This is a genomic window from Mesorhizobium sp. M7A.F.Ca.MR.362.00.0.0 (genome assembly GCF_004023175.1).
GTDB lineage: Bacteria > Pseudomonadota > Alphaproteobacteria > Rhizobiales > Rhizobiaceae > Mesorhizobium.
Window position 1 is genome coordinate 2,217 of the sequence record NZ_RZTF01000099.1, and the last position, 15,647, is coordinate 17,863.

General features: G+C 63.7%; 17 protein-coding genes and 2 pseudogenes. 11 read left to right on the plus strand and 8 right to left on the minus strand.

What is annotated here, in order from left to right:
* The 6 genes and pseudogenes from EOC06_RS42570 to EOC06_RS14905 form a co-directional block, all read right to left on the minus strand.
* Positions 1-191: pseudogene (locus EOC06_RS42570) on the minus strand (hypothetical protein); the annotation flags it as partial.
* A gap of 261 nt (positions 192-452) precedes the next feature.
* Positions 453-923, minus strand: coding sequence for a nucleoside deaminase (locus tag EOC06_RS14885; RefSeq protein ID WP_128308135.1), 471 nt, complete (start codon positions 921-923; stop codon positions 453-455).
* A 250-nt stretch (positions 924-1,173) separates the two neighbouring features.
* Positions 1,174-2,313, minus strand: a complete 1,140-nt coding sequence (gene dprA, locus EOC06_RS14890; protein WP_128308143.1) for a DNA-processing protein DprA — start codon at positions 2,311-2,313, stop codon at positions 1,174-1,176.
* A gap of 17 nt (positions 2,314-2,330) precedes the next feature.
* Positions 2,331-2,918 (minus strand): glycerol-3-phosphate 1-O-acyltransferase PlsY, encoded by a 588-nt coding sequence (plsY, locus tag EOC06_RS14895; protein WP_128308136.1) that lies wholly within the window; start codon positions 2,916-2,918, stop codon positions 2,331-2,333.
* A gap of 58 nt (positions 2,919-2,976) precedes the next feature.
* On the minus strand, positions 2,977-4,263 hold the full coding sequence (locus EOC06_RS14900; protein WP_128308137.1) for a dihydroorotase: 1,287 nt from the start codon (positions 4,261-4,263) through the stop codon (positions 2,977-2,979).
* A complete protein-coding gene (locus tag EOC06_RS14905) occupies positions 4,260-5,219 on the minus strand; it encodes an aspartate carbamoyltransferase catalytic subunit (protein WP_127327334.1) in 960 nt (319 codons plus the stop codon). The genes EOC06_RS14900 and EOC06_RS14905 overlap by 4 nt, the downstream gene beginning before the upstream one ends.
* Before the next feature lie 193 nt (positions 5,220-5,412).
* On the opposite strand from EOC06_RS14905, the gene EOC06_RS14910 reads away from it, so the two are divergent.
* The 3 genes from EOC06_RS14910 to EOC06_RS14920 all read left to right on the plus strand — a co-directional run bounded on the left by EOC06_RS14910 (position 5,413) and on the right by EOC06_RS14920 (position 8,146).
* Positions 5,413-7,041 carry a DNA alkylation response protein gene (locus tag EOC06_RS14910; RefSeq protein ID WP_128308138.1) on the plus strand — a complete coding sequence of 543 codons (1,629 nt, stop codon included), beginning with the start codon at positions 5,413-5,415 and terminating at the stop codon, positions 7,039-7,041.
* A gap of 194 nt (positions 7,042-7,235) precedes the next feature.
* Entirely contained in the window at positions 7,236-7,805 is a 570-nt protein-coding gene (locus EOC06_RS14915; RefSeq protein WP_127810477.1) for a hypothetical protein, read from the plus strand.
* Positions 7,805-8,146, plus strand: coding sequence for a DUF6105 family protein (locus tag EOC06_RS14920; RefSeq protein ID WP_128308139.1), 342 nt, complete (start codon positions 7,805-7,807; stop codon positions 8,144-8,146). Before EOC06_RS14915 ends, EOC06_RS14920 begins: the two co-directional genes overlap by 1 nt.
* Here EOC06_RS14920 and ruvX read toward each other — a convergent pair.
* A complete protein-coding gene (gene ruvX, locus EOC06_RS14925) occupies positions 8,064-8,570 on the minus strand; it encodes a Holliday junction resolvase RuvX (RefSeq protein ID WP_128308140.1) in 507 nt (168 codons plus the stop codon). The genes EOC06_RS14920 and ruvX overlap by 83 nt on opposite strands.
* A gap of 123 nt (positions 8,571-8,693) precedes the next feature.
* On the opposite strand from ruvX, the gene EOC06_RS14930 reads away from it, so the two are divergent.
* The 6 genes from EOC06_RS14930 to EOC06_RS14955 all read left to right on the plus strand — a co-directional run bounded on the left by EOC06_RS14930 (position 8,694) and on the right by EOC06_RS14955 (position 13,194).
* Complete coding sequence (locus tag EOC06_RS14930) at positions 8,694-9,401, plus strand: metal-dependent hydrolase (protein ID WP_128308141.1); 708 nt, start codon at positions 8,694-8,696, stop codon at positions 9,399-9,401.
* 24 nt (positions 9,402-9,425) lie between these two features.
* The gene (locus EOC06_RS14935) at positions 9,426-9,842 is read left to right on the plus strand and encodes a hypothetical protein (RefSeq protein WP_127321156.1); all 417 of its coding nucleotides are present in this window, start codon (positions 9,426-9,428) and stop codon (positions 9,840-9,842) included.
* A 118-nt stretch (positions 9,843-9,960) separates the two neighbouring features.
* On the plus strand, positions 9,961-10,248 hold the full coding sequence (gatC, locus tag EOC06_RS14940; protein ID WP_127272494.1) for an Asp-tRNA(Asn)/Glu-tRNA(Gln) amidotransferase subunit GatC: 288 nt from the start codon (positions 9,961-9,963) through the stop codon (positions 10,246-10,248).
* A gap of 8 nt (positions 10,249-10,256) precedes the next feature.
* Positions 10,257-10,712 (plus strand): GNAT family N-acetyltransferase, encoded by a 456-nt coding sequence (locus EOC06_RS14945; protein WP_128308142.1) that lies wholly within the window; start codon positions 10,257-10,259, stop codon positions 10,710-10,712.
* Positions 10,712-12,277, plus strand: coding sequence for an amidase (locus EOC06_RS14950; RefSeq protein WP_127321155.1), 1,566 nt, complete (start codon positions 10,712-10,714; stop codon positions 12,275-12,277). Before EOC06_RS14945 ends, EOC06_RS14950 begins: the two co-directional genes overlap by 1 nt.
* 125 nt (positions 12,278-12,402) lie before the next feature.
* Positions 12,403-13,194 carry a YdcF family protein gene (locus tag EOC06_RS14955; RefSeq protein ID WP_023812955.1) on the plus strand — a complete coding sequence of 264 codons (792 nt, stop codon included), beginning with the start codon at positions 12,403-12,405 and terminating at the stop codon, positions 13,192-13,194.
* Here EOC06_RS14955 and EOC06_RS14960 read toward each other — a convergent pair.
* Positions 13,173-13,886 carry a DUF599 domain-containing protein gene (locus tag EOC06_RS14960; RefSeq protein ID WP_027161543.1) on the minus strand — a complete coding sequence of 238 codons (714 nt, stop codon included), beginning with the start codon at positions 13,884-13,886 and terminating at the stop codon, positions 13,173-13,175. The genes EOC06_RS14955 and EOC06_RS14960 overlap by 22 nt on opposite strands.
* A 178-nt stretch (positions 13,887-14,064) precedes the next feature.
* On the opposite strand from EOC06_RS14960, the gene EOC06_RS14965 reads away from it, so the two are divergent.
* Together EOC06_RS14965 and EOC06_RS14970 are read left to right on the plus strand one after the other, a co-directional pair.
* Complete coding sequence (locus EOC06_RS14965; RefSeq protein WP_127269560.1) at positions 14,065-15,468, plus strand: L-serine ammonia-lyase; 1,404 nt, start codon at positions 14,065-14,067, stop codon at positions 15,466-15,468.
* 76 nt (positions 15,469-15,544) lie between these two features.
* A pseudogene (locus EOC06_RS14970) lies at positions 15,545-15,647 on the plus strand (DUF1489 domain-containing protein); the annotation flags it as partial.

Genomic DNA, 15,647 nt, shown 5'->3' on the forward strand with positions numbered 1-15,647 from the left:
CGCCTGCTCGACGTGATTTCGATCCGCTTCGTCCCCATTTCCTTGGCTCGACGGACGAGCTTGACGACCGTGCTGTACGATCGCCCATACTTGTCTGCGAGCCACCCATAACTGGCCCCTTGCTGCCAGTCCTCGATGGTGCCTTCCGGCCAGGGCTTTTTCGACCCGGCACCTATTGGTTGTATCGACATTTTTCCTCGTTGACCCTTGGGGTGTGTCCGGCACCGTGCTGCCGAACACACCCGCTATTTCCGACTTTGTCGCTTTTTGGCGATCGGAAAGAGGAGGTTCATCAAGGATTTAGTAGCTATCTCAATCGGTTAGACCGAAAAGTCAGCGATAACTTTTAATCAGTAGGTCATGGGTTCGAATCCCATCGCGCTCACCAAATCCACGCGATAAACTGTCACCCATCTCTCGGGAAGGGCACACCACAACCGGTGGGGAAGCCGTCAACGCTTCCAGAAATCGCGGTGCGGTGCGAGCAACTCGTCGGCGATTTCGGGGAAGGGGCCAAAGACCTCGATCTTTTTCTGGCCGGAGTCGAGGACTGTGCGCGAAGAGAGGCTCATCGTCGGTTTCTCCGCGTGATCTCCGGTGAGCGCCAGCAGCTCGGTCTCCTCGACCCCGTAAACCAGCCGCCCGATATTGGCCCAATACATCGTGCCGGCGCACATGGCGCACGGCTCGAAGGTTGAGACCAGCGTGCATTGCCACAGGAACTCCGGCTCATAGGCCGCCGCCGCGCGCCGGGCGAGCTCCGTCTCGGCATGGCGCACCGTGTCGAGATTGCCCTGCCGCATCAGCACGCGATCGTCCGGCCCGACCAGCACGCAACCGAACGGATGGTGCCCATGCGCCGCCGTGTCGCGCGCGACGGCATCGGCGGACCGCAGGTGGGCGAGCATCTGATCGCGGGTCATGGCAAGATCCTGTCATGCCGACATCCACCGATGAGCGGCTGAGCGAGATTGGTGCCAACGGACGCGAGTGGCAAGAGCCAACTTTTGCTTGAGACCTTTGCCTCGGGATATCAGACCTTTTCCCTACAATCGCCGGCCGGTCTTGGCGTCGAACAGATGAGCACAGGCGCGGCAAAGCGGAAAGCCGGCTGAAAGGCCATCCTCGCCGAACTTCTCGAAGGAGTTCGGCGGCGCGAAAATGCGAACAGCGTCAGACGGAAGGCTCCCCGAACACCAGCGATACATTCCCTCCGGCATGGCGCTCGAGGCGGCCGGCGAGGTCGAGTTCCAGCAGCACCATGAAGACCTGGGCCGGGTGCAGGCCGGTGTGGCGGATGATCTCGTCGACCGCCACTGGCGTTGGGCCGAGCGCCTCGATGACGCAGGCGCGGTCGCTTTCGCCGGGCGGTGGTGTGGCCGAGAAGTCGGGCGGCTCTTCGAACGGCGGCACGTCGGGCGCTCGCATGCCGGTCAGCGGGGCGATTGCCCTGGAAATATCCGATGCCTCGGTGACCAGGGTGGCGCCATCTTTGAGCAGGCCGTTGGTACCGGCGGCGCGTGGATCGAGCGGTGAGCCCGGGACGGCGAAGACCAGTCGGCCCATTTCGCCGGCAAGCCGGGCGCTGATCAGGGAGCCCGAGCGTTGCGCTGCCTCGACCACCACCAGCCCAAGGACCGCACCCGCGACAAGGCGGTTGCGGCGCGGGAAATCCTGGGCGCGCGGCTGCCAGCCGAACGGCATTTCCGAGATAATGGCGCCGCGCTCGGCGATTTCCTCGCACAGGCCGGCATTTTCAGGCGGGTAAGGCAGGTCGAGACCACCAGCCAGGACGCCGATCGTGCCGGTCGCCAGGCTGCCCTGATGCGCCGCCGTGTCGATGCCGCGCGCAAGGCCGGAGACGATTGCGTAGCCGTCGCGGCCGAGGTCGGCCGCCAGCATGCGTGCCATCTTGATGCCGGCCAGGGACGCGTTGCGTGCCCCAACGATGGCGACACCCGGCAGCCGAAAAACAGCTGCGTTGCCCTTTACCGCCAGCAACGGCGGCGGATGGTCCATGTTGCGCAATAGGGGTGGGTAATCTGCTTCACCGATCCCGACAAAGCGGGCGCCGGCCTTTCCGGCTAATTCCAGTTCGGCCTCGGCTTCGGCAATGGAAGGGATGCGAGCGATCCGGATGGCGCCGCCTGAAATCATCAGTTCCGGCAGTATCTCCAGAGCCGCCTCGGCCGAACCGAAACGGTTGATGAGGTCGCGAAACGATGCGGGGCCGACATTCTGGGTGCGGATCAGCCGCAGCCAGCTCAGCCGCTGCCGGTCGCTGAGACGCGGCCCTGCGGCCGGCCCACTCACCACGGCGGCAGGCTCGCTCAACCCTTGGCTCCGATCTTGCCCTCGGTGCCGGCAAGCAGGCGCGAAATGTTTTCCCGGTGCTTGATGAAAACGATGATGCTCATAACCACGAACAAGGCCGCATTCTGCGGTGTGCTCAGGACATAGAGGGCGATCGGCACGATGACCGCCGCCGTCAGCGCCGCCAGCGAGGAATAACGGAACAGGAATGCCATCACCAGCCAGGCGATGGCAAAGATCAGCGCCACCTGCCAGGCAAGGCCGATCAGCACGCCGAGATAGGTGGCGACGCCCTTGCCGCCCTTGAAACCGAGCCAGACCGGGAAGAGATGACCGAGAAAGGCGCCGAGACCGGCCCAGATCGCCAGGTCAGGCGCGAAATGGGCTGCTATCAGCACGGCGGCCGTGCCCTTCAGCGCGTCGAGCAGCAGCGTCGCGGCGGCAAGGCCCTTGTTGCCGGTGCGCAGAACGTTGGTGGCGCCGATATTGCCGGAGCCGATCTTGCGCACATCGCCAAGGCCGGCCGCGCGGGTGAGCAGGAGCCCGAACGGAATCGAGCCAAGCAAATAGCCGAACACCAGCGTTGGGATGAGGCTGTAAATCATTGTTTCCCCCGCATTTCCCCCTGACGAGCCGGATCACGCGCGGTGCGCGGTGGCCGGCTCAGACGGAGAACACTGTGCGGCCCGCAACCAGCGTTTGCAAGACCTTGCCTTGTAGCCGCGCGCCTTCGAAACAGGTGTTTTTCGAGCGCGAACGAATGCCGCATTCGCTGACGATCCAGGGTTCGTCGAGGTCGACAACCGCAAGATCAGCGACAGCGCCCGGCTTCAGTGTGCCGCCGGGCAGGCCGAACAGTTTTGCGGGAGCGGTGGACAGGGTCTCGATCAGCCGCAGCAACGGCACATCGCCATTGTGGTAGAGCCGCAGTGCGGCGCCCAGCAGCGTCTCCAACCCTATGGCGCCGGCCGCCGCATCGGCAAAGGGCAGGCGCTTGGTGTCGACGTCCTGCGGATCGTGCGAGGAGACGATGATGTCGATCGTGCCGTCCCTGACCGCATCGATCATCGCCAGCCGGTCTTCCTCGGCGCGCAATGGCGGCGTCAGGCGGAAGAAGGTGCGGTATTCGCCGACATCGTTTTCATTCAGCGACAGATTGTGGATCGCCACGCCTGACGTCACCGTCGCCCCGTCGATTTTCGCACGCGTAACGGCGTTTGCCGCCATCGCCGTCGAGATCTTTGCTGCGTGGTACGAACCGCGCGTCAGCCGCGCCAAGGCCAGGTCGCGTTCCAGCGGGATGGATTCGGCTTCGCGCGGAATGCCGGAAAGGCCGAGCCAGCTGGCGTAGAGGCCCTCATTCATCACGCCGGATGAACCGAGGTCCACATCCTGCGTCTCATGCACGATGGTGGCGCCGAAGTCGCGCGCATAGGTCAGCGCGCGGCGCATCACCAGCGCGCTCGATATGGTGTGGCGACCATCGGTGAAGGCGACGGCGCCTGCTTCGCGCAGCAGGCCGAACTCGGTCATCTCGCGCCCGTCGAGGCCCTTGGTGATCGCCGCCGCCGGAAAGACGTTGACGATCGCCGTGTCCTTGGCGGTGCGCAGCACGAACTCGACCAGCGCCACATTGTCGATCACCGGGTCGGTGTCGGGCATCATGACGATGGAGGTGACGCCGCCGGCCGCCGCCGCGACACTTGCCGACGCGATGGTTTCGCGATGCTCGCCGCCCGGTTCGCCGATGAAGACGCGGCCGTCGATCAGGCCTGGGATGATCGCCTTGCCGGCGCAGTCGACAACGGTGGCGCCCTCGGGCGCGCCCTGGTTCAGCGCCGCCTTGCCGGCGGCAACGATCTTGCGGCCGTCGACGACGACGGTGCCGACTTCGTCGATGCCGCGCGACGGGTCGATAATGCGGACGCGCTCGAAGACCGTTATGCTCATGCGCCGCGGCCTTCATGATTGCGGCGCGGGTCAAGCAGCGCTTCCATGACGGCCATGCGCACGGCGACGCCCATTTCGACCTGTTCCTGGATGACGCTCTGCGGACCGTCGGCGATTTCCGAGGCGATCTCGACGCCGCGGTTCATCGGCCCGGGGTGCATCACCAGCGCATCGCCCTTGGCCGCCTTCAGTTTTTCCGCATCGAGGCCGAAATAGCGGAAATACTCGCGCACCGAAGGCACGAACGCGCCTTCCATGCGCTCGCGCTGCAGGCGCAGCATCATCACCACATCGGCGTCCTTGAGGCCCTCGGCCATCGAGCGGGTGACGATGACGCCCATCTTCTCGATGCCGGTGGGCAGAAGCGTCGACGGTGCGACGACGCGCACCTGCGCGCCGAGCGCGTTGAGCAGCATGATGTTGGAACGTGCCACGCGCGAATGCAGGATGTCGCCGCAGATTGCCACGATGAGCTTCGACAGCGGGCCCTTGGCGCGACGAATGGTCAGCGCATCGAGCAGCGCCTGTGTCGGGTGTTCATGCGCGCCGTCGCCGGCATTGACGACGGAGCAGCCGACCTTCTGCGCCAGAAGCGCGGCCGCACCGGCCGATTGGTGACGGATGATCAATATGTCGGGCCGCATCGCATTCAGCGTCATCGCCGTATCGATGAGCGTTTCGCCCTTCTTCACCGAAGAACTCGCCACCGACATGTTCATCACATCGGCGCCGAGCCGCTTTCCGGCCAACTCGAACGACGACTGCGTGCGCGTCGAGGCTTCATAAAAGAGGTTGATCTGTGTGCGGCCGCGCAGCGTCGAGGTTTTCTTCTCGGACTGCCGCGAGATCGCGACCGCTCGGTCCGCCCTGTCGAGCAACAGCTCGATATCGGCGGGGGAAAGGTCGCGGATGCCCAGAAGATGGCGATGAGGATAGGGGGACGAAGCGTCGGTCATCTCAAGGCGCTGCTATAGGGTGGAGACTTTGCGGCTGCAAGCGCCAGCTTTGCATTGCAGCCGTTCTCCTCAATTTTTTCGTATAGATGGCCGATTGTATCGGCCGGTATTTTCATCGCGCGCGCTGCATGGCTTGGCTATATCTAGCCGACAGCCTCGGATTCGTGGCTTTCTGACGATAGAAGGATTGGGCGTGACCGACGACGTGACGAACCAGCCGCCGCCGCTGACGGGCGGCAACGCCTGGCGGGGCGATCCGTTGCTGATCCAGCTCGCGGAGCGTTTTTCCGATCCGGTGCGCAAAGATCTCGACGGTCTCGGCCGCTTCGTGCTGACGCAGGAGGCGCAGGAACTGGCGCGCCTCGCCAATGTCGAGACGCCGAAGCTCAGGACGCATGATCGCCAGGGACGGCGCATCGACGTGGTCGAGTTCCATCCCGCCTATCACGCCTTGATGCGCCGCTCTGTGGCCAACGGGCTGCATTCCTCGGTGTGGGAGAACGGCGACACCGAGATCGGCCGCCGCCATCAAGTCCGTGCCGCCCGGTTTTATCTGACGGCGGAGCTCGAGACCGGGCATCTGTGCCCCATCACCATGACCAACGCTTCGCTGGCGGCCTTGATGGCCAGCCCAAAACTGTTTCGCGAATGGGCGCCGCGCGTGACGACGCGCAAATACGACCAGAGCCAGAAACCGCCGGTCGAGAAGACCGGGCTGACGCTCGGCATGGGCATGACCGAGAAGCAGGGCGGCACCGATGTGCGCGCCAATGTGACGAGGGCGGAACGCGCCGGCAGCGGGTTTTATCGTCTGACGGGGCACAAATGGTTCATGTCGGCGCCGATGTCGGATGCGTTCCTGGTGCTGGCGCAGGCGCCGGAGGGGCTGTCGTGCTTCCTCGTGCCGCGCGTTCTCGGTGATGGTTCGGGCAACGGCTTCCGCTTTCAGCGACTGAAGGACAAGCTCGGCGACCGTTCCAACGCCTCCTCCGAAGTCGAATTCGTCAATGCCATCGGCGAGATGGTCGGCGAACCCGGTGCCGGTGTGAAGACGATCATGGACATGGTCACCCTGACCCGGCTCGATTGTGCCATCGCCTCGTCGGCGATCATGCGCGCGGGCCTCGCCGAGGCCGTTCACCACGCCCGCCATCGCCAGGTGTTCGGTTCGACCCTGATCGAGCAGCCGTTGATGCAGCGCGTTCTGGCCGACATGGCGCTCGACGTCGCCGCCGCCACCGCGCTGTCGTTCCGGTTGGCGCGCTCCTTCGACGAGGCGGCCAGCGATCGCGGGGAGGCGGCGTTTGCCCGGGCCATGACGCCGGTCGTCAAATACTGGGTCTGCAAGATCGCGCCCCCGCTGCTCTATGAGGCGATGGAGTGCCTAGGCGGCAACGGCTACGTCGAGGAGGCGCCACTCGCCCGCTACTATCGCGAGGCCCCGGTCAACGCGATCTGGGAAGGCTCGGGCAATGTCATGGCGCTTGATGTGCTGCGCGTGCTCGGCCGTGCGCCCGGCCTGTTCGAGGATGTGCTGGCCGGCATCGACCGTGATCTCGGCGCCGGCGGACGCGGCACGATCGGCGTTCTGAAGGCGGCGATGCAGGTTGCTTCAACCGACGAAGGTTCGGCCCGGCTGCTGACCGAGCAGCTGGCACTGTCGGCTGCGGCGGCGGAATTGCGCCGTTTGGGGGCCGGGCGGATCGCCGACGCTTTCGTCGAGACGCGTTTGGCCGGCCAATGGCGCAACACCTATGGCATGGTCGACTCGCGCCACGATGCACGCATGATCATCGACACGCTCTATCCGCCGGTGAACTGAGCGGCGAGCATCGCAAAAACCGGCGCCATCCACAGTTTTGACGCGTTGGCGGGCATCCTCCCGCGTATGGCTAATCACCGTTAACCTTAACAAATGGTTTCCGTTGCGATGGCGGACGGCAAGGCCCACTGTCCCGGCGCGAGCAGGGAATGGTTCAGATTGGCCGTCTCTTGCTTTGCGAAGCAGGAACACCGATGCGACAGGTACTGACCTCTTTTCTGGCCTTGCACTGGGCGATTGTTTTCGCCCTGCTTGCGCTCATCTGCATCGACGGAAACCGGGGTGTGGCGGCGGCACTCGGCGTGCTGGGCACCACAATCGAGGGTACCCGCTTCGTCGACCTCGACAATTTCGTTGTCGTGGCGCCGCTCGCCACCGCATTGCTTGTCGTCGCGGTTCTGTTTTTCTGGGCCTTTGTCGAAGCCCTGGTCAACGACGCGACCAGTCCCGGCGCCGACAGCGTCGCCCGCATCGCCTTCATCTGCGCGTCCGGCATGTTGTCGCTGATCGTCATCGGAGGTGCTGCGCAAGGCATCAACGGGCTGTTCATGGCGGTTGCCGTGCAGCTGACGGCACTTCTGGCGTCCTATGTCGCCATGCTTGCCGAGCGGCGGTCCGTGGTTGTGGCAGCGGCTTCCGGCGAAAGCGAGATCCATGCCGTCGCGCATGACATGGCAAAAGCCGCGGCTCACAATTCGCTGCTCTCACTCATATCAGGCCGAACGGTCTCCAAGACCGGCTCCAATCACAGGGGAGGCCGCTGATGCGTTACATCTTCGGGTTCTGGGCGGCGCCGATGGCGATTTTCTGGGGCTGGTTCTATCTGTCGGCCAATGATCTCAATTTCGGCTACACGATGCTCAGCCGACAGATGCACGACTTCTTCTTCCAGCTCTATGGTCAGATGCTCGGCATCGATCCGGCGATCATTCCCGGCATGGTGGCGAAGACGTGCGTCTTCGACGGGTTGCTGCTGATGGCGCTTTGGGCTTTCCGCCGTCGCCGCGAAATCGCCGGCTGGGTCAAACAGCGCTGGGCGGGTCCGGTTCCGTTCGAGCGGATGCGTGGAGCGACTGAAGCCGGTCCAAAACTCCCTGCAGAATAAACGCGGCTGCCGCCGAATCGATCTTGCCGGCGCGCTTGCGGCGCGAGAAATCCATCTCGATCAGCGTCCTTTCGGCCGCGACCGTCGATAGTCTCTCATCCCAGAGCACGAAGGGCAGGTCGCTCATCTGGGCCATGTTGCGAACGAAGGCGCGCGATTTCTGCGCACGCGGACCTTCCGAACCGTCCATGTTGATCGGCAGCCCAATCACCACCGCGCCGGCATTCTCCTTATGCAGCAAGGCGAGCAGCACCGCCGCATCGAGCGAGAATTTCCTTCGCATGATGACCGGGCGCGGATGGGCGAAGGAAAATCTCTGGTCCGAGACCGCGACGCCGATCGTCTTGTCGCCGAGGTCAAGTCCCGCCAGCGTCTTGCCGCCGGTCAGCCGCGCCGGCAATTCCTCGATCGTGATAATGCCCACCGGCCGCCCTTCGCATTTCACCACCACGTGTTTTGTCAAACGCGTGGTGGACACAGTAACCCTTTGATCTCGGGGCCGTCGGCGTTCTATCCTTTGGCAAGATAAAAATCGAGGAATGCATTCATGAAACTGACCTGGTACGGCCACTCGGCCTTTCGCATCGAGACCGCTGATGCCAAGATCCTCATCGATCCTTATCTGATCGGCAATCCGTCCTGGAAGGGCGGCTGGGAGGGACCGGCGGAGGGAATCACGCATGTACTGCTGACGCATGGCCACAGCGACCACATCAGCGGCGCGTTGGAAGTGCTTGGCAAAAGCGGCGCCCAGCTAGTCGCCAATTTCGAGATCTGCATGTACCTGGTCGGCAAGGGCGCCAGCGACAAGAAGATCAACCCGGGCAACATCGGCGGCACAGTCGATTGCGGCAGCTTCACCACCACTTTCGTCCAGGCGCTGCATTCATCTTCATTTCCCGGCGATGGCGGCCAGAACACCTATCTCGGCAATCCCGGCGGCCTCGTCCTGCATTTCCCGGAAGACAAGACGCTCTACCACATGGGCGACACCGACATCTTTTCCGACATGGCGCTGATCAACGAGCTGCACGAGCCGAAGATCGGCCTGGTGCCGATCGGCGACCGCTTCACCATGGGCGGCGCGGTGGCCGCACTTGCCTGCCGGCGCTTCTTCAAGTTCGACACCGTGGTTCCCTGTCACTTCGGCACCTTTCCGATGATCGACCCGACCGCCGACAAGTTCGAGGCCGGCCTGGAAGGATCCGGCATCAAGGTGGCTTTGCCCAAGATTGGCGAGACGATTACGATTTAGAAGCAGCCAAAATGGAATAAAACCATGGCTTTGAGGCAATCTTTTTGCGTTTCCATACTGGTCGCGGCGTCGCCCGCGCTCGCCGCGGATGATTTCATCGAAGGCGTCTACCTTCAGTCCGAGGAGCTTTGCAAACAGGCCAAGAAGGACACGCTGCAAACGCTGATCGACGCCGGCAACATCGTGCTTTCGGCATACGGCCTGCAAAGCGTCGAATACAATTGCGAGTTTCTGCAGATCAGCAAGGCGACGGCTTCGCCGAGCTGGGCGGTGACGGCCATCTGCCAGGAACCGGGTTATGTCTTTCCCGACGTTCTCTCGGTGACGCAAATGAACGCGAAGCAGATCGATCTCGTGTCGGTTCGGCCCGTCGACGACGAAAGCGAAGCAAGCGGCAACAGCGGCAGCTACTATCTGTGCGAAGGCGTTGCCCTGCCATAGACGTATTCTGAGAGCCGATGAGCGGGCCGTCGGCACAGCCTGGTCTCTCGCACGATGCATGTTGCGCAGCGCGCGCGGCGCCGCTATAGCCCGAACTGGTTTTCCCCGAGGCAAAAACATGTCCGTAGATCTTCAGACAGTGAAGCGCGTCGCGCATCTCGCCCGCATCGCGGTGAGCGAAGAGGATGCCGAACGGATGACCGGCGAGCTGAACGCCATTCTGGGCTTCGTCGAGCAGCTGAACGAGGTCGATGTTTCCGGTGTCGAGCCAATGACCTCGGTGACGCCGATGGACATGAAGAAGCGCAGCGATGTCGTCACCGACGGCGGCAAGGCGGCCGACATCGTCGTCAACGCGCCGGCGACCGAAGAGAATTTCTTCCTCGTGCCGAAGGTCGTGGAGTAAGTCCGCCGATGGCAATCGAGATCGCCATTGAGACGCCGCTCCAGGACGACCTGCGCGGGCTGGTCACCGAACTCAACGAGACCTTGCTCGAACTGACGCCGCCGGAGCATTGCTACCATTTGACGGTTGAGCAGATGGCCGGTGAGGACACGACGGTTTTCATCGCCCGAGATAAAGGCCTGGCCATTGGCTGCGGCGCGCTGAAGCGTCATGACGGCGCCATTGGCGAGGTCAAGCGCATGTATATCAGGCCGTCGCATCGCGGCCAGAAGATCGGCGCGAAAATCGTCGAGCGGGTCGAGACGCTGGCGCGCAACGAGGGACTGAAGCGACTGGTGCTGGAGACGGGCGATCGTCATCCCGCGGCGTGGACAGTCTACGAACGCGCCGGGTTTTCGCGTTGCGGCCCGGTGCTGGATTATCCCGATTCTGAGTGGTCGGTGTTTTACGAAAAGAGCCTTTGATGAGCGACCTGACCCAGCTGACGATTTCACAGGCCCGCGCCAAGCTGCGCGGCAAGGAAATCACCGCGACCGAGATCACCGAGGCCTATCTCGGCGCTATCGAGCGCGCCAATCCGGCGCTCAATGCCTATGTTGCCGTGACCGGCGACAAGGCGCGCGACATGGCCAAGGCGTCCGACGCCAGGCTGGTCAAGGGCGAGGGCGGTGCGCTGGAAGGCATTCCGTTGGGGATCAAGGACCTGTTCGGCACCGAAGGCGTCCACACGCAGGCTTGCAGCCATGTGCTCGACGGGTTCAAGCCGCGCTACGAGTCGACCGTTACGTCAAATCTGTGGGCCGACGGCGCCGTTATGCTCGGCAAGCTCAACATGGACGAGTTCGCCATGGGTTCGTCCAACGAGACGTCCTACTATGGTCCGGTCATCAATCCGTGGCGGCGCTCGCGCCTCGATACTGCGGTGATGCCGACGACGCATCAGGGCGACGGCGGCTTCGTCTCGGCCGGCGGCACGAGGACCGTGCGCAGCCTGGACAATGCGCAGTTGGTGCCGGGTGGCTCTTCTGGCGGGTCGGCCACGGCAGTCTCCGCCTTCCTGTGCGCCGGCGCGACCGCGACGGATACTGGCGGCTCGATCCGCCAGCCGGCCGCCTTCACCGGGACGGTCGGCATCAAGCCGACCTATGGCCGCTGCTCGCGCTGGGGTATCGTCGCGTTCGCCTCGTCGCTCGATCAGGCCGGCCCGATCGCGCGCGACGTACGCGATGCCGCGATCCTGTTGCAGTCGATGGCCTCGGTCGATCCGAAGGACACGACGTCGGTCGACCGGCCGGTGCCGGACTATGAGGCCGCGATCGGCAAGCCGATCAAGGGCATGAAGGTCGGCATTCCCAGGGAATACCGCGTCGACGGCATGCCCGAAGAGATCGAGGCGCTGTGGCAGAAGGGCATTGCCTGGCTGAAGGACGCCGGCGCCGAGATTGTCGACATTTCCCTCCCGCACACCAAATACGCGCTGCCCGCCTATTACATCGTGGCGCCCGCCGAGGCTTCGTCCAACCTCGCCCGCTATGATGGCGTCCGCTACGGCTTGCGCGTGCCGGGCAAGGATATCGTCGACATGTATGAGAAGACCCGCGCCGCCGGTTTCGGCCGCGAGGTCAAGCGCCGCATCATGATCGGCACCTATGTGCTGTCGGCCGGCTACTACGACGCCTACTATCTGCAGGCGCAGAAGGTGCGCAATCTGATCAAGCGCGATTTCGAGACTGTCTTCGCCGCCGGCGTCGATGTCATCCTGACCCCGGCAACGCCGTCCGCCGCCTTCGGCGTCGCCGATGAGGACATGGCTGCCGATCCGGTCAAGATGTACCTCAACGACATCTTCACCGTCACGGTGAACATGGCCGGCCTGCCGGGCATCGCCGTACCCGCCGGGCTCGACGCCAAGGGCCTGCCGCTCGGGCTGCAACTGATCGGCCGGCCGTTCGACGAGGAAACGCTGTTCCAGACCGCCGCCGTCATCGAGCAGGCCGCAGGCACGTTCCAGCCGGAGAAGTGGTGGTAGGGACGTCGCTCGTCTAGCGGATGCCCTGAAAGTCGGAATCGATTTTCGGAAGGATGCTGCGCAAAATCAAAGTGTTAGCGTCCTTTGAGCGCCCACGCCCGCGCGGCGCTGCAATGGGGTGAGCGATGTTCTTCTACCTGTCCAAGATATTCTGGTTCTTCATCCAGCCGCTGAACCTGGCGATCTTCCTGCTGCTGGCGGGATTGCTCGCGGCCATGATAGGGCGCCGGCGGCTGGCGGCCACCGGGAGCGTGCTGGCATTTCTGGTCCTTGCGTTGTCGGCGTGGACGTCGCTCGGCGCCATGATGCTCAATCCGCTGGAAGAGCGCTTCGCGCGCCCGCCGCTGCCGGCAAAGGTCGACGGCATCGTCGTGCTCGGCGGCGGCTTTGAGGGCGCCATCAATCTGGCGCGCGGCGGCTATGAGTTGAACAGCAGCGGCGATCGGATGGTCGAGACCGCAGTTCTGGCCCGGCGCTTTCCCACCGCCAAGGTGGTCGTCTCCGGCGGCACCGGCGCGTTGTTTCTCGATGGCGAGGGCGATGCCGCAACCGCGCCGCGCCTGCTCACCGCGCTTGGCGTGGCCGCCGATCGTCTGATCCTGGAGAACAAATCCCGCAACACCTATGAGAACGCGGTCTTCACCAAGGAGTTGGTCACGCCGAAGCCCGGCGAGACCTGGCTGCTCGTGACCTCAGCGTTCCATATGCCGCGCGCCAAGGCGCTGTTCGACAAGGCTGGCTTCGCCACCGTTCCCTGGCCGGTCGACTATCGCACCTCGGGCAAAGAAGGCATCGGGCTGTTCCGCGATAATCCGGCCGACTCACTGCAGGCCACCACCATGGCCATCCGCGAATGGATCGGGCTTTTTGCCTATTGGCTGTCTGGCCGGATCGATCAGCCTTTTCCAGGCGGCTGACCGATCACCGCCTGCCTGGCGGCCGAGAAGAACTGGCGCCGCACCAGAACGGCCAGCAGCAACAGCGTCGACAACACGAACACCATGGGGTCGACGAACCAGCCGAGATAACCGATCGAGAAGAACACCCCGCGCAGGCCGGAGTTGAAGTGCTTTCCGGCCAGCATGTTCATTTGCGCCGCACGCCACACCGCCGTTTCGGTGACCGGATTGCGTGAGGCTTCGCCATGCGGGATCGGCACGGCGCCGATCAGGATCGTGCAATAGTTGAACAGCCGGTACGCCCAGCCGAATTTGAAGAACGAAAACGCCAGGATCAGCACCAGTCCGAACACCTTTATCTGAAAAGCCGCGCGCGACGGCGCGCCACCCAAGGGCAGGTCGCTGAGCACTTCAAGAACCCGGTCGGACGCGCCGAGCAAGGCAAAGCAGCCGCCGATCGCGATCAGCGAGCTGGAGGCGAAGAAGGCGGTGCCTTGCTGCAGCCCGCTCATAATGGCGGTGTCGACGATGCGGATCTCGCGCTCGGCCATGGTCCGCATCCAGGCTTGCCGCTGTGCATTCATCGCCGTCGTCAGCGACATGCGGCTGACCAGCTTGCCGTCGGAGGCGAACGTGTGCAGCAGCCACGCGACGAGGAAGAAGGCCAGCGCCGCGAGATCGGCTGTCGAAAGATCGAGGGAATCGCCCATGGACTGAATTTATCACATTCAGCGCAATCGCTTCGATGTCCGCATACAGCGATCGTACCAATGTCGCTGCCGGAGCAAACAAGGTCGGCGGGTGCAGCGCCGCGATTTCCAAAAGAGCGGAAACATCGTGGGAATTCCTATATGTAGTCCTCGACCTGACTCCAGGAGACAACGCCGCGTGTTCCTTTCGGTTTTCGACCTGTTCAAGATCGGCATAGGACCGTCGAGTTCGCACACGATGGGGCCGATGACTGCCGCTGCGCGGTTTCTCGACGAGGTCGCGGGAAATGACTGGCCGCGTCCGGCGGGCGTCAAGGTTGACCGGCTTGGCGCAAGCCTGCACGGGTCACTCGCCTACACCGGTATTGGCCACGGCAGTGATCGCGCCGTCATGCTCGGCCTTGCCGGTCTGACGCCGCAGACGGTCGATCCCGACCAGGCCGATGGCATTGCCAGCCGCATCGCCGCCGAAAAGCGCATTTCGCCTCCCGGCCATCCCTCGTATCGCTTCGATCCGGCCACCGATCTGGTGCTGGACCGCAAGACGCCGCTCACCGGCCACGCCAACGGCATGGCGTTCTACGCCTATGACGCCGGCGGCCGCCTGCTGCTCAAACGCATCTATTATTCGATCGGCGGCGGCTTCGTGGTTTCCGAAGAAGAACTGCAGCGGATGAAAGCCAAGGGTTCGGTGACAACCGAAGGCAAGAAAGTGCCTTATCCGTTCAAGAATGCGGTCGAGATGCTGGCCATGGCCGGCAAAAGCGGTCTTTCCATCGCCGACATGAAACGCGTTAACGAGGAGACGCAGATGACGCGCGAGGAGCTCGACGCCGGCCTCGACGGAATCTGGAGCGCCATGAAGGGCTGCATCGACCGTGGCCTGTCGCAGGATGGCATCATGCCGGGTGGGCTGAAGGTGCGCCGCCGTGCCCGCATGCTGCACGATAAGCTGCAGGAGCAGTGGCAGCAGAACAAGCCCAATCCTTTGCTCGCCAATGACTGGCTGTCGATCTACGCCATGGCCGTGAACGAGGAAAATGCCGCCGGCGGCCGCGTGGTCACCGCGCCGACCAATGGCGCTGCCGGCACGCTGCCGGCGGTGCTGCGCTACTGGCTGCATTTCCATCCCGAGGCGGACCAGCCGAGCATTCGTGATTTCCTGCTGACGGCTGCCGCCGTTGGCGGCATCATCAAGACCAACGCATCGATCTCGGGCGCCGAGGTCGGCTGCCAGGGCGAGGTCGGGTCGGCATCGGCGATGGCGGCGGCCGGCCTGTGCGCCGTCATGGGCGGCACGCCCGAGCAGGTCGAGAATGCCGCCGAGATCGCGCTCGAACATCATCTCGGCATGACCTGCGATCCGGTCGGCGGGCTGGTGCAGGTGCCGTGCATAGAACGCAATGCGCTGGGCGCGGTCAAGGCGGTGACCGCAGCGTCACTGGCCATCAAGGGCGACGGCATCCATTTCGTACCGCTCGATGCGGCGATCGAGACCATGCGCCAGACCGGCCTCGACATGAACGAGAAGTACAAGGAAACCAGCCTTGGCGGGCTTGCAGTCAACGTCGTGGAGTGCTGAAGGCTGGCCTAAACCGCCACTGTGGAGAAGTCGATCCGGTCGTTGACGCGTTCGCGTGCGGGACTAACCTTAAGCGATGTCTCTCAATCTCATAAAACTCTGTGTCGGCTGCGACAGCGTCGAGGATCTCGAAGAGTGGATCGCCTTCCGCCTCGACGAGCGGCGGCGCGCCGGTGAGC